Annotated in this window: 11 protein-coding genes; 9 read left to right on the top strand and 2 right to left on the bottom strand. The window is 68.8% G+C overall.

What is annotated here, in order from left to right; genetic code table 11:
• Positions 1-27: 27 nt before the first annotated feature.
• The 4 genes from HPO96_RS28230 (at position 28) to HPO96_RS28215 (ending at position 5,061) form a co-directional block, all read left to right on the top strand.
• Positions 28-1,506, top strand: a complete 1,479-nt coding sequence (locus HPO96_RS28230; RefSeq protein WP_337796852.1) for an MFS transporter — start codon at positions 28-30, stop codon at positions 1,504-1,506.
• Between the two features lie 102 nt (positions 1,507-1,608).
• Positions 1,609-2,538 carry a hypothetical protein gene (locus HPO96_RS28225; RefSeq protein WP_171677397.1) on the top strand — a complete coding sequence of 310 codons (930 nt, stop codon included), beginning with the start codon at positions 1,609-1,611 and terminating at the stop codon, positions 2,536-2,538.
• Positions 2,539-3,256: 718 nt separating this feature from the next.
• A complete protein-coding gene (locus tag HPO96_RS28220) occupies positions 3,257-4,234 on the top strand; it encodes an ATP-binding cassette domain-containing protein (RefSeq protein WP_171677396.1) in 978 nt (325 codons plus the stop codon).
• A complete protein-coding gene (locus HPO96_RS28215) occupies positions 4,231-5,061 on the top strand; it encodes an ABC transporter permease (RefSeq protein ID WP_171677395.1) in 831 nt (276 codons plus the stop codon). The genes HPO96_RS28220 and HPO96_RS28215 overlap by 4 nt, the downstream gene beginning before the upstream one ends.
• A 750-nt stretch (positions 5,062-5,811) precedes the next feature.
• Here HPO96_RS28215 and greA read toward each other — a convergent pair.
• Together greA and HPO96_RS28205 are read right to left on the bottom strand one after the other, a co-directional pair.
• The gene (gene greA, locus HPO96_RS28210; RefSeq protein WP_171677394.1) at positions 5,812-6,324 is read right to left on the bottom strand and encodes a transcription elongation factor GreA; all 513 of its coding nucleotides are present in this window, start codon (positions 6,322-6,324) and stop codon (positions 5,812-5,814) included.
• 243 nt (positions 6,325-6,567) lie between these two features.
• Positions 6,568-6,996, bottom strand: coding sequence for a DUF4307 domain-containing protein (locus HPO96_RS28205; protein ID WP_238355620.1), 429 nt, complete (start codon positions 6,994-6,996; stop codon positions 6,568-6,570).
• A gap of 49 nt (positions 6,997-7,045) precedes the next feature.
• On the opposite strand from HPO96_RS28205, the gene mca reads away from it, so the two are divergent.
• From mca to HPO96_RS28180, 5 genes are all read left to right on the top strand, one after another.
• Complete coding sequence (gene mca, locus HPO96_RS28200) at positions 7,046-7,909, top strand: mycothiol conjugate amidase Mca (RefSeq protein WP_171677392.1); 864 nt, start codon at positions 7,046-7,048, stop codon at positions 7,907-7,909.
• A gap of 32 nt (positions 7,910-7,941) precedes the next feature.
• Positions 7,942-8,232, top strand: a complete 291-nt coding sequence (locus HPO96_RS28195; RefSeq protein WP_171677391.1) for a hypothetical protein — start codon at positions 7,942-7,944, stop codon at positions 8,230-8,232.
• A gap of 124 nt (positions 8,233-8,356) precedes the next feature.
• The gene (locus tag HPO96_RS28190; protein WP_337796851.1) at positions 8,357-9,391 is read left to right on the top strand and encodes a CopD family protein; all 1,035 of its coding nucleotides are present in this window, start codon (positions 8,357-8,359) and stop codon (positions 9,389-9,391) included.
• Positions 9,392-9,401: 10 nt separating this feature from the next.
• Positions 9,402-11,363, top strand: coding sequence for a thioredoxin domain-containing protein (locus HPO96_RS28185; protein ID WP_171677390.1), 1,962 nt, complete (start codon positions 9,402-9,404; stop codon positions 11,361-11,363).
• A gap of 224 nt (positions 11,364-11,587) precedes the next feature.
• Positions 11,588-13,663: a M4 family metallopeptidase gene (locus HPO96_RS28180; RefSeq protein ID WP_238355619.1), complete on the top strand. Its 2,076-nt coding sequence runs from the start codon at positions 11,588-11,590 to the stop codon at positions 13,661-13,663.
• The last annotated feature ends 65 nt before the right edge of the window (positions 13,664-13,728 follow it).

Genomic DNA, 13,728 nt, shown 5'->3' with positions numbered 1-13,728 from the left:
TGCGCGTGCATGCAATAGTCTCTGCTCGTGACTGAAACGCACACCACACCAGCCCGCATGACCTGGGATGCGCGTCTCTGGGGCGCCCTCCTCGTGGTCTGCGGCGTGATCTTCCTCGACGGTCTGGACGTCTCCATGGTCGGCATGTCCCTGCCGTCCATCGGCGCCGATCTGGGCGTTCCCCTCTCCTCGCTCCAGTGGGTCGTGACCGGCTACGTGCTCGGGTACGGCGGCCTGCTGCTCCTCGGCGGCCGGACCGCCGATCTGCTCGGCCGCCGCCGCGTCTTCCTGGTCGCGCTGGCCGTGTTCGCCGTGGTCTCGATGCTGAGCTCGCTGGCCACCAACCCCGAACTGCTCATCGCCGCGCGGTTCGTGAAGGGCGTCGCCGCCGCGTTCACCGCGCCGGCCGCGCTGTCCATCATCACCACCACCTTCCACGAGGGCCCGGACCGCAACCGCGCGCTCTCGATCTTCACCACCTGCGCCGCGTCCGGCTTCTCGATGGGCCTGATCCTCGGCGGCGCGCTGACCGAGGTCGGCTGGCGCTGGACCTTCCTGATGCCCGGCCCGGTCGCGCTGATCGTGCTGCTGTTCGCGATCAAGCTGATCCCGAACAGCCCGCGGGAGGACGTCACCGGCGGGTACGACGTACCGGGCGCGGTCACCGTCACCGGCGGCATGCTGTCCCTGGTCTACGCGGTAGTCGGCGCTGAGCACGCGGGCTGGGTCTCGGTCCAGACGATCGGGATGTTCGCGCTGGCCGCCGTCCTGCTGACGGCGTTCGTCGTGATCGAGCTGCGGACGAAGAACCCGCTGGTCCGGCTCGGCATCCTGCGCAACGGCGCGCTGCGCCGCGCCAACCTGGCCGGTCTGACGGTCTTCGGCGCGTACATCGCCTTCCAGTTCATCGGGACGCTCTACCTGCAGAACCTGCTCGGCTGGTCGTCGCTGCAGACGGCGCTGGCGTTCCTGCCGGCCGGTCTGCTGGTGGTCGGGTTGTCGCCGAACGCGGGCAAGATCGCCGACCGGATCGGCACCGACAAGATGATCATCGGCGCGATGGTGCTGTTCGTCGTCGGGTACGCGCTGTCGCTGCGGATCGGCCCGGAGTCGGCGTACTTCTCGACGGTGTTCCCGAGCATCATGCTGATCGGCTCCGGGTTCGCGATCGGGTTCCCGGCGCTGAACATCCAGGCCGTCTCCGGGGTGGAGGACGAGGAGCAGGGGCTCGCGTCCGGTCTGTTCAACACGGCCAACCAGGTGGGCGGCGCCGTCGTCCTCGCGGTGGTGACGGCGGTGATCAGCAGCCAGGCGGCCGGGGTGACGACGTCGGCCGGGATGTTGTCGGCGTACAAGCCGGGGCTGGCTGTGGTGACCGGAGTGTCCGTTCTCGGTCTGGTGATCGCTCTGACCGGGTTGCGTGATCTGCGGCGTCGCCGGGCTCTGGAGCAGCAGGAGGCGGCTGAGCTGGCCGCCGTCCAGGACGAGCTGGCGCCTGTCGCCTGACGTGTGAATCCGCGGGCCCCGGGCTACTCCCCGGGGCCCGCGGTCGCGTGTTCGGGGTGATCCCGGATTGGTTTCGGCCCTTCCGGGTGCTGGACTGTGTGTATGAGCGATGAGAGCGGGTACGACGGGCGCGTCAAGGACATCCTGGACCGGGTGGCCAAGGGGCATCTGTCACCGGACGAGGCCAGCACCTTGATCGCCGCTTTGCGGCCGAGCACGCCGCCGGCTTCGACGCCTGCGGATTCTGGGGCTGCGGACTCGGCGCCGTCGGAGTCTGCCTGGGCCGATGCGACCGACGCGCCGGACGCCGTACCGCCGATCGCCGTCGTACCGGAGCCGGCGCCGTCGTCCGTGGTGGACGACGCGGTGGAGGAGGAGGTCGAGCACAGCTCCGTCCCGATCCCTTCCGGGGTACAGCGGGTGACCATCCGCGCGATCGGCCGCCGTGTTCGGCTGATCGGCGAGCCCGCCGTGAACGGGGTCGCCGTCGATGGCCCGCACGTCATCAAGAAGGACGGCGACACCCTCGCGATCAACAGCGAGGGCGACATGGGTGTCTCGATCGACGGTTTCAGCATGCTCCGCAACCCCACCGACCTGAAGGCGCACGTCAACGGGCTGGCCAAGGAGCTGCAGATCCGCGTCAACCCCAACCTCCAGGTCGAGGTCGAGGTCACCGGCGGCTCGGTCAACGCCGAACGCGTCCCCGGCCTCACCCGAGTCCGCGTCACCGCCGGCACCGCCAAGGTCACCGACGTCGACGGCCCCATCGACGTCCTCGTCCAAGCCGGCTCCGCCACCCTCGACGCCCAGATCACCAAAGGCCGCTCCCGAGTCCGCGTCGAATCCGGCATGGCCACCGTCAACCTCCGCCGCGGCTCCGACGTCCACGTCCACACCGAGTCCCAACTCGGCCGCGTCAACTGGACCGGCGCCGTCTCCGGCCAATCCAAAGACGTAGAAATCGGCCGCGGCCGGGCCGCCCTCGACGTAGAAGTCCTAGTAGGCACAGCCCAAATCTCCGCCGACTGACAACCCGCCGCCCGCAAAGGACACCACTCCCGCCTGCAAAGGACACCGCCTCCGGCGGCGACTGTCTATTGGCGCCTTCGGCGCGGCCGCGTTCTGTGGTGTACGCCGAACCTGGTGTGGCGGAGCCGACCGGCTGACGGCGGAAATGACACCGCCTCCGGCGGCGACTGTCTATTGGCGCCTCCGGCGCAGCCGCGGGTCGTGGTGAACGCCGGAGGTGGTGTGGCGGAGCCGATCAGGTGACGGGGAGCTGGCGGTGCCGCGGCTCTGGTGGGTGCTGGTGGGAACGACATCGCCTGCGGCGGCTGTTTGTTGGCCGCGGGTTGTGGTCCACGCGGAGGTGGTGTGGCGGGGCGGCCGGGTGACAGGAAGCCGGTGGGCTTCAGCCTGCCTGCTGCTGACCGAAAGGCTGTCTGCAGGCGGCGGCTGAGGTTGCATCGGCTCTGGCGACTGGTGGTCGAAAGGACACCACCCGCGGCGTCTGTCGATTGGCGCCTCGGCGCGGGCTGTGGTGTGGGCCGGAGGCGGGCGGTGACGGGGAGCTGGCGGCCCTCGGACTGCCTGCTGCTGGCTGAGAGGCTGCAGCGGCGGTTGGGGTTGCTTCGGTAGAACGCTGAAGTGGGGCTGGGGGCGGCGTGGCGGGGGTAAAGGTGGTGAAAGTGTCGGTGGGGTCGGACAGGATGGTGGTCTGCGTCACAGGCGAGAGGGGAACGGGCGGATGGCTGCCATCGAGGCTAGTGGCCTCGTGAAGACTTTTCGGAGTCGCAAGAATGTGGTGAAGGCGCTGGACGGGATCGATCTGGAGGTTCCGGAGGGGAGCGTGCTGGGGCTGTTGGGGCCCAACGGGGCGGGGAAGACCACGTCGGTTCGGGTGTTGACGACGCTGATGGAGCCGGATGCGGGGTCGGCTCGGGTGTTGGGGCATGACGTGGTGAAGGAGGCGGATACGGTTCGGTCGCTGGTGGGGCTGTCGGGGCAGTATGCGGCGGTCGACGAGTTGCTGACCGGGCGGGAGAACTTGTGGATGTTCGGCCGGTTGTATCGGCTGGACAGCAAGCAGGCGAAGCAGCGGGCCGAGGAGTTGCTGGAGATCTTCGACCTGACCGAGGCGGCCGACCGGACGCTGAAGACGTATTCGGGCGGGATGCGCCGGCGGCTCGACCTGGCCGGCTCGCTGATCGCGCACCCGAAGGTGCTGTTCCTGGACGAGCCGACGACGGGGCTCGACCCGCGGTCGCGGATCGACCTGTGGAAGATCATCCGGGATCGGGTCGCCGAGGGCGTGACGATCCTGTTGACCACGCAGTACCTGGAAGAGGCGGACGAGCTGGCCGACAGCATCGTCGTCGTCGACCACGGCGCGGTGATCGCGCGCGGGACGGCGGACGAGCTCAAGGCGAAGGTCGGCGGGGAGCGGATCGAAGTCGTCGTCCACGACCCTGACGAGACGTATCGCGCGCTCGAGCTGCTGACGGCCTCGCTCGGCGTCACCGATCCGGAGGCGACCACCCTGGAGCAGCACAGCCGGCGGATGACGCTGCCTGCGCCGGGCGGTTCCGAGGCGCTGGTCGACGTGATCCGGACGCTCGACGCCGCCGGTATCCGGATCGCCGATATCGGCCTGCGCCGCCCCACCCTCGACGACGTCTTCCTCACCCTGACCGGGCACGAGGCCGAACAGAAGGACCAGGCATGAGTACGACGACGCGCGTGAACCCGGTCGGCCGGGCGCTGTCCGATGCCGGCGTCCTGGCGTGGCGCAGTTTGAAGCGGATCCCGCGGACGCCGGACATGCTGATCTACGCGACGATCCAGCCGATCATGTTCGTGCTGTTGTTCGCGTACGTCTTCGGGAACGCGATCCCGATCCCGGGGTTCCCGGGGGCGCGCGCGTACCGGGAGTTCCTGATGTCCGGGATCTTCGCGCAGACGATGGCGTTCGCGGTCGCCTCGGCGAGTGTCGGGCTGGCCGACGACATGTCCAAGGGGCTGATCGACCGGTTCCGGTCGTTGCCGATGGCAAGGTCCGGGGTGATCGCCGGGCGGGTGATCGGCGACCTGGTCTTCAACGCCTTCGTGATGGTCGTGATGGTGATCTGCGGTTTCATCGTCGGCTGGCGCTGGCACAACGGCTTCGCCCAGGCGCTGGCCGCCTTCGCGATCCTGCTCCTGTTCGCCTTCGCGATGCTCTGGGTGGGCGCGCTGATCGGCCTGTCCGTCGGCAGCGCCGAGGTCGCCGCCTCGGCCGGCCTGATCTGGCTCTTCCCGCTCACCTTCTTGTCCAACGCCTTCGTCCCCACCCCCAACCTCCCCAGCGGCCTCCAGCCCGTCGCCGAGTGGAATCCCATCTCGGCCATCGTCGCCGCCTGCCGCCACCTCTTCGGCAACCCGTCCCCCTTCGCCAGCCCCACCGGCTTCCCCGCCCAGCACCCAGTCCTCCTCTCCCTCCTCTGGTGCCTGGTCATCATCGCGGTCTTCGCTCCGCTGGCCGTCCGCAAATACCGCCACGCCACCACCCGCTGAATACTGTGACCGCCGTCGCGTCATGCGGCGGCGGCACAAGACTTTGTCTGACCTGAGGCCCAGGGTTGGAGGACCTGTCGCCGATCGCAGCGCTGACAGCCGTCCAAAACTGGCACGAGCCCAGCCGGCAGCCGAGCATCATGACACCCGGCAGCGGCGAACCCGCCCATGATCTGGGCCCAGAGTGCCCGCCCGGCAGGTCGAAGACCTGATACGCAGAGCCCAGCGCCCCGCAAGCGGCAAACCCGCCCATGATCTGGGCCCAGAGTGCCCGCCCGGCAGGTCGAAGACCTGATGCGCAGAGCCCAGCGCCCCGCAAGCGGCGTCTCGCTGCATGCGACGCTGTCCCCGGGCGCCTCGGCCGAGCGGGTCGCGGCGACCCCGGGGCCTCTCACCCACCGCGCCGGATTCCTCGGCCATCAGCTTCGGTGGGTCGGCCCACCCGCCGGTGGGTGGGCCAACCGCAGGCCGTAGGCCCACCCACTATCCGCTGGGCCGACCCAGTAATTTGCCTGGCCGACCCAGCAAACGGGTTCGGTGAAGTTGAGTCCAGCGGGGTGGAGTACGGCGGCACGCTGATCGCAGGCTCGGCCTCCCGGTGTGAGTTCCGGCTCGGCCTCCCGGTGTGAGTTCCGGCTCGGCCTCTCGGCGTGAGTTCCGGCTTGGCCGGCGATTGTGATGGCCTGGGGCCCGGGAAATGCGCAGCGCCCCGGTGAACGGGTCACCGGGGCGCTGCGGGGAGTGGGTGGGTCAGCCGGTGAAGGGTTCGGCGGCGACGATTTCCACGGTGACGGGTTTGCCGTTGGGGGCTTCGTAGGTGGCTTTGTCGCCCTTTTTCTTGCCGAGGATGGCGGAGCCCAGGGGGGACTGGGGGGAGTAGACGTCGATGTCGACGGAGGCGTCCAGGGCGAGGAGCTCGCGGGAGCCGAGGAGGAAGGTCTCGACGTCGTCGTCGCCGGCGAACTTGATGGAGACCTTCATGCCTGGCTCGACCTTGCCGCCGGCCTTCGGGGTCTCGCCGACCTGGGCGCGGCGGAGCATGTCCTCGAGCTGACGGATGCGGGCCTCGATCTTGCCCTGCTCGTCCTTGGCGGCGTGGTAGCCGCCGTTCTCCTTGAGGTCGCCCTCGTCGCGGGCGTCGCTGATCCGCTGGGTGATCTCGGCGCGGGCCGGGCCCTTGAGCTGCTCGAGCTCGGCCTTGAGCTGGTCGTAGCCCTCCTGTGTCAGCCAGACAACGCTCGCCTCTTCGATTCTTTGCGTCATGGGCTGCTCCTTGAGGGTTGGATAGGTGGGCAGGAAATGCTGCTGGCCGCCGTCGTCGACGGCGACCAATCCAGTCAGCCTAGCAAGATCCGGCCCAGAACCCCACTGATCTGCGCGTTCTCAAACACCGAGTAAGCGCTTTCCAAACCCTTGACGACCGCCCAGCAGCAATCGGTTGCCGATTCAGCTGTCCGATCAACCAGAATCGCGCGCTGACCTGCGCGTTTACCCGGTCAAGAAAGGTCAGTGCGGCCGCTGCGACGACGCCGTCGTACACCCGATCAGGACGACGGACGTCGCCGTCCGCTGGGTGGTCAGCGTCGCGGGCACCGACTGCTGCAACGCGGACTCCGCGGCCACCGTCACGGTCAGCTCGCCGACGATCGAGAAGTCGGCCGCCTTGGCCTGCAACCGGCACGTCGCTTCGACCGCCTGACCCCGGTCGACCTCGATCGTCGCCTTCGCCTGCGTCGCCGAAACCACCTCGAAACCGACCAGTCGCGACGTCACCTCCGGCGTCGACCGGATCAGCGCGGCCCAGATCAGCCAGGTGATCCCGACCGCTGCCACGACGGCCACGACGCCGATGATCAGCGGCCGCCGGGACCGGTGGTCGCGGCCGTAGCGGGCGTCGAGGTCGGGGGCCGGCGCGGTACTGGGTGACTCGGTCAAAGGGGGGTCCAAAGGAAAGTGGTTGCGGGAGTAGAGGACCATTGTGCCTGTGAGTGGAGAGTTGCGGTTGTTGCACGTGCACGCGCACCCCGATGACGAGTCGAGTAAAGGAGCCGCCTCGACGGCCCGGTACGTGGCCGAAGGCGTCGAGGTCCTGGTCGCCACCTGTACCGGCGGCGAGCGGGGATCGATCCTGAATCCGAAGATGGATCGCCCCGAGGTGCTGGCGAACATCACCGAGATCCGGCGTAAGGAGATGGACGCCGCCCGCGAGATCCTCGGCATCCGGCAGGAGTGGCTCGGCTGGGTCGACTCCGGCTACCCCGAGGGTGACCCGCTGCCCCCGCTCCCGGACGGCTGTTTCGCCGCCCTCAAGGTCGAGGACGCCGCCGCCCCGCTGGTCAAGCTGATCCGCGAGTTCCGTCCGCAGGTGGTCACGACGTACGACGAGAACGGCGGCTACCCGCACCCGGATCACGTGATGTGCCACCAGATCACCGTCGCCGCGTTCGAGGCGGCCGGTGACGCCGACGCGTACCCCGAGCTCGGCGCGCCCTGGCAGCCGCTGAAGCTGTACTACCACCACACCTTCCACCGCGAGCGGATGAAGGCGCTGCACGACGAGATGATCGCCCGCGGTCTCAAGTCGCCGTACGAGGAGCGTCTGAAGGACTGGAAGCCGGACCCGGAGAACGAGCGCCGGATCACCACCCGCGTCGAGTGCGCCGAGTACTTCGGGGTCCGCGACCAGGCCCTGCTCGCGCACGCGACCCAGATCGACCCGGACGGCGCCTGGTTCGACGTGCCGCTCGCCGTCCATCAGGCCGCCTGGCCGACCGAGGACTACGAGCTGGCCCGGAGCGTGGTCGAGTCGGAAGCGCCCGAGAACGATCTCTTCGCGGGGCTGCGCTAGAGGCGGCGGTGGCACAGTGAGAGACTGGTGGCGTGACAGCGACGACCTACCTTGTGACGGCCGAGATCGACCCCAACGTGGTGAAGCCCGGCTGGGTCGCGCTGCTGATCGTGCTCGGGCTCGGTGTCGCCACGTTCCTGCTGTGGCGCAACATGGGCAAACAGCTGAAGAAGATCGACTTCGACGACGCCGAGGGCGGCCGAGCAGCGTCTTCCGGCCCAGCGACGAGCGCCAGTTCTGCGGCCCCGGACGCTGCCGAAGCGACCCCTACGGCCCCGGGCGCCCCGACGCAGAGTGACTCGAAGGAACACTCAGCGCACTGATTTCTTCTCACCGCGATCACGAGATGGTGTCAGCGGAAACGAATTGGTGTCGAGCTGGGCTGCCCACCTTTCCCTGACCCTATAGTGGCCGCGTGCCGACGAATGCCCTGAGCGGGAACGCGCCGTGAGCGCGTCCCGCGCCCAGCGCGCCGCGCGGCATCGCATGCCCGGGCGCCTGGTCGCGGGCGGTCTGAGCGCGATCGCGGTCGCGTCCCTGGCCCTGATCGTCGCCCTCCTGGCCACCGGGAGCGCGCCGCAGGACACCGGCGGAATCGGCGGGCCGAGCCCGTTCGTCGCCTGGATGGTCCCCTTCCTGCGCCTGGTCTCGATCCTGGCCACCGTCGGGTGCGCCGGCGCCCTGCTGGCCGCCGTCGTCCTGCTCCGGCTGGAGGGCGGCCTGCTCGGCACCCAGGGCCGGCGCGCGATCCGCGACGCCAGCAACTCGGCGATCATCTGGGCGGTCTGCACCTTCCTCGGCGCGATCATGACCGCCGCCGTCATCCTCGACACCCCGGCGAACCTGGTCCGCTTCCGCCTGGACGACGCCCTCGGCGTCCCCGAGGTCAAAGCGCTGCTGATCACCACGATCCTGGTGGTCGCGCTCGCGATCGGCATCCGCCGCGTCGAGACCTCCCAGGCCGCCGTCCTCGGCGTCGTCGTCGCGATCGCCGCGCTGATCCCGACCGCGGTCACCGCCTACCCGCGCAACGAGTCGTACGTCGTCCTCGCGGGCGCGGCCCTGGTCATCCACGTCATCGCCGCCACCACCTGGATCGGCGGCCTGGCCGGCCTGATCCGCTACGGCCGCGCCAGCCGCGGCGGCCTCCCCGTCGTCCTCGAGCGCTACACCCAGGCCGCCTCCATCTCCTCGATCGCCCTGATCATCAGCGGCCTGATCAGCGCCGCCGGCCGCCTCGCCGCCCTCGGCGGCGGCTGGGGCAACCTCCTCGACCCCCTCACCTCCCAGCCCTACGGCGCTCTCCTGATCGTCAAGATCGTCGCCACCATCGCCCTCGTCCTCGCCGCCAACGCCGCCCGCCGCCGCGCCACCGGCAACCTCCTGGACCGCAACACCCCCTTCTGGCAACTAGTCGCCACCGAACTGGTCATCATGGCCCTCACCGTGGGCCTGTCCGTGGCCCTTTCGCAGACCGCCTAACGTTGGGGCTATGCCCAACGAGCTCGGCCGGAGTACCAGTCCGTATCTGCGTCAGCATGCTGACAACCCGGTGGCCTGGCGGGAGTGGTCGGAGGGGGCGTTCGCGGAGGCGCGGGAGCGGGACGTGCCGGTCTTCCTGAGTGTGGGGTACTCGGCCTGTCACTGGTGTCATGTGATGGCTCATGAGTCGTTCGAGGATGCGGCGACGGCGGAGTATTTGAATGCGAATTTCGTGTGTGTGAAGGTCGATCGGGAAGAGCGGCCGGATGTCGATGCGATCTATATGGCGGCCACGGTTGCGATGACTGGGCAGGGCGGGTGGCCGATGTCGGTGTTCTTGACGCCGGAGGCCGAGCCGTTCTTCTGTGGGACGTATTTCCCGAAGGAGCCGCGGGGCGGGATGGCGTCGTTCCGGCAGGTGCTGGGGTCGTTGGTCGATGCGTGGCAGACGAAGCGGGAGCAGATCGACGGGATCGGACGGCGGGTCGTCGAGCAGTTGGGGGCTCAGCAGCGGGCCGCAAGTGGCACGTTCGAGCTCGACAAGGCTGCGCGGTTGCTGAAGGTGGATTTCGATCCGGTGGACGCCGGGTTCGGGAAGGCGCCGAAGTTCCCGCCGTCGATGGCACTCGACTTCCTGTTGCGGCACCATCGGCGGACCGGGGCGGAGGATGCGCTCGCGATGGTCGCGCACACTTGCCACCGGATGGCGCGCGGCGGGATGTACGACCAGTTGGCCGGTGGTTTCGCGCGGTACTCCGTCGATGGGCAATGGGTCGTGCCGCATTTCGAGAAGATGCTCTACGACAACGCCCTGCTGCTCGACCTCTACGCGCACTGGTGGACGGTCAGCCGAGAGCCGCTCGCCCGGCGGGTGGCCGAGGAGACGGCCGAGTTCCTGCTGACGGAACTCCGGACGCCGGAGGGCGGCTTCGCCTCGGCTCTCGACGCCGACACCGAAGGCGAAGAGGGTAAGTACTACGTCTGGACGCCGGCCGAGCTGTACGCCGCGCTGCCCAGCGAAGACGCCAGCTGGGTGATCGACCTCTGCGACGTCAGCGGAACGTTCGAGCACGGCGCCTCGGTCCTCCAACTCCGCAAGGACCCCGACGACCCGGCTCGCTGGCAGCGCATCCGCGCCCAGCTCAAAGAGGCCCGCAGCGCCCGCACCTACCCCGGCCGCGACGACAAGGTTGTCGCCGCCTGGAACGGTCTGGCCATCACCGCCCTGACCCGGGCCGGCGTCGTCCTCGAACACCCCGAGTACGTCGAAGCCGCGCAGCAGGCGGCCGAATTGGTCCGCGGCGTCCATCTCGACGCGGCCGGCCGTCTGCACCGCACGTCCCGGGACGGCGTGGTCGGCTCGGCGCACGGCGTCCTCGAGGACTACGCGGCCTTCGCGCAGGCCTGCCTCACGCTGTTCGGGGTCAACGGCAACCTCAGCTGGTTCGAGACCGCGAAAGCCCTGCTGGACCGGACGATCGAGCAGTTCGTTGCTGACGGCTCCTATTTCGACACCGCGGCGGACGCCGAGGAGCTGGTCTGGCGGCCGCAGGATCCGACCGACAACGCGACGCCGTCCGGCGTCAGCTTGGCTGCCGAGGCGTTCACGACCCTCGCCGGCCTGACCGGATCAGTCCACTACGAGAGTGCTGCCGAGCAGGCCCTGAGTGCCTCGGTGGCGATTGCGAACCGGGCGCCGCGGTTCGCCGGCCGGGCTCTTGCCGTGGCTGAGGCGGAGGCTGCCGGGCCGCTGGAGATCGCGATCGCCGGCCGGTCGCCCGAGCTCCTGCGGGTCGCGTTCACCGACGCGCCGTGGGGGACGGCGATCGTTCAGGGTGAACCGGGGCTCGACGTCCCGCTGATGGCCGGTCGCTCGTTGGTCGATGACCAGCCGGTGGCATATGTGTGTCAGAAATTCACCTGTCGGCTTCCGGTTCCGGAACCGGAAGCGCTCCGCGAGCAATTGCGCTGACCATCGTCGTCAATGCGGGTTTTCCCTGTCATTTCGCGGCAATCGCTTGACTCGGGGGCTGCCGGAGACGAGAGTCCTCCCTCAGTCGGATGTAACAGAACTCGCATGTCCTGACACACACTGTCACAAGTGAGCAGTGGCACTGTTGCGCCAGAGCATCCGGCGTCCCCAACTGAATTGGTCGCTGCGCCCAAACAGCGACCACACCGTGAGGAGATGTTGTCTTGAAACGACTGACATCAGCAGGGGCGGTGGCCATCGTTGCGGCGGCAGGGTTTGCCGGCGCGCTGACCGGCTCGCCCGCCGGTGCGGCCGACCGTACCGCTCCGCTCCCGGCGTCCGGCTTCGATCAGCCGGCCGCCGTCCAGGCCGAGCAGGCGCTGACCGCGCAGACGGCCGCAGCACTCGGACTTTCCGGTGGTGAGCAGCTCAAGGTGCGCGACGTGGTCAAGGACCCCGACGGCACCGAGTTCGTTCGCTACGACCGCACCTACAACGGCCTGCCGGTCGTCGGCGGTGACCTGATCGTCAAGCGCAAGGGCGAGACGATCGGGCAGGTCAAGTACAACTACAACGCCAAGGCCGTGGCCGTCGCGACCAAGCCGACTCTGTCCCAGTCGGCCGCGCTGACCAAGGGCGCCCAGGCCGCGAAGTTCAAGGCCACCGGTAACAAGGGGACGCTGGTCGTCTTCGTGACACCGTCCAAGCCCGTGCTCGCCTACGAGGTCGTCACCACCGGCGTGAAGCCGGACCAGACGCCGTCGGTGCTGCACTCGTTCGTCGACGCCAAGACCGGCGCGGTGCTGGCGCAGGACGACGAGATCAAGACCGGTACCGGTAACTCGATGTACTCCGGCCAGGTCTCGATCGGCACCTCCGGCAGCTACTCGATGTCGGACCCGAGCCGTGGTGGCAACAACACCACCGACCTGAACGGCGGCACCTCCGGCGCCGGCACCATCTTCACCGACCCCGACGACACCTGGGGCAGCGGGACGACGGCGAACCGCCAGACCGCCGGCGTCGACGCCCACTTCGGCGCCCAGCTGACCTGGGACTACTACAAGAACGTCCACGGCCGGAACGGCATCTTCAACAACGGCCAGGGCGCGCGCTCGCGGGTCCACTACGGCAACGCGTACGTGAACGCGTTCTGGGACGGCACCCAGATGACGTACGGCGACGGCGCGGGCAACCAGCGTCCGCTGACGTCGATCGACGTGGCCGGTCACGAGATGAGCCACGGCGTCACCGAGGCGACCGCGAACCTGAACTACTTCGGGGACGCCGGCGGCCTGAACGAGGCGACGTCGGACATCTTCGGCACCACCGTCGAGTTCTCCGCCAACAACGCGCAGGACCCGGGTGACTACCTGATCGGCGAGAAGATCAACATCAACGGGAACAACACCCCGTTGCGCTACATGGACAAGCCGAACAAGGACGGCCGCAGCTACGACTGCTACAGCTCGGCAGTCGGCGGCGCCGACCCGCACTACTCTTCGGGCCCGCTGAACCACTGGTTCTACCTGGCCTCCGAGGGCACCGGCTCCAAGGTCATCGGCGGCGTCACCCACACCAGTGCCTCCTGCGACGGCTCGACCATCACCAGCCCGGTCGGTCGCGACGTGGCCGCGAAGGTCTGGTACCGCACGCTGAGCACCAAGCTCAGCTCGGGCAGCACCTACCCGGACGCCCGTGAGGGTGCGATCACGTCCGCCAAGGAGCTGTACGGCAACGACTCCGCCGAGTGCAAGGGCATCGCGGCGGCGTTCAGCGCCATCAACGTTCCGGCCGGCTCGGCCACCTGTGGCGGCACCACCGAGCCGCCGACCGGTGACAACCTGCTGAAGAACCCGGGCTTCGAGTCCGGCGCCACGAACTGGACCGGCACCTCGGGTGTGATCACCAACAGCACCTCGAAGCCGGCCCGTACCGGCAGCTACAAGGCGTGGCTGCAGGGCAACGGCCGCTCGAGCACCGAGAACGTCGCCCAGTCGGTCGCCATCCCGGCGACCGCGACCTCCGCGTCGCTCTCGTTCTGGGTCCGGATCGACTCCGCCGAGACCACCTCCTCGGTGGTGTACGACACGCTCAAGGTCCAGATCGTCGACGGCAGCACGACCACCACGCTGGCGACGTACTCGAACCTGAACAAGAACACGACGTACACGCAGAAGACGTTCAATGTCACGCAGTACAAGGGCAAGACCGTCACGGTGCGGTTCCTCGGCGCGGAGGACTCCTCCCTGCAGACGAGCTTCGTCGTCGACGACACCTCCCTGGTCGCCGGTAACTGATCTGCACCACCCGCGGTCCGGGAGTCGTCAGGGCTCCCGGACCGCATCCTCTGCGCACGTGAAAC

Origin of the sequence: Kribbella sandramycini, assembly GCF_013131805.1 — a bacterium.
GTDB lineage: Bacteria > Actinomycetota > Actinomycetes > Propionibacteriales > Kribbellaceae > Kribbella > Kribbella sandramycini.
This window is presented reverse-complemented; position numbering and strand designations above follow the sequence as displayed.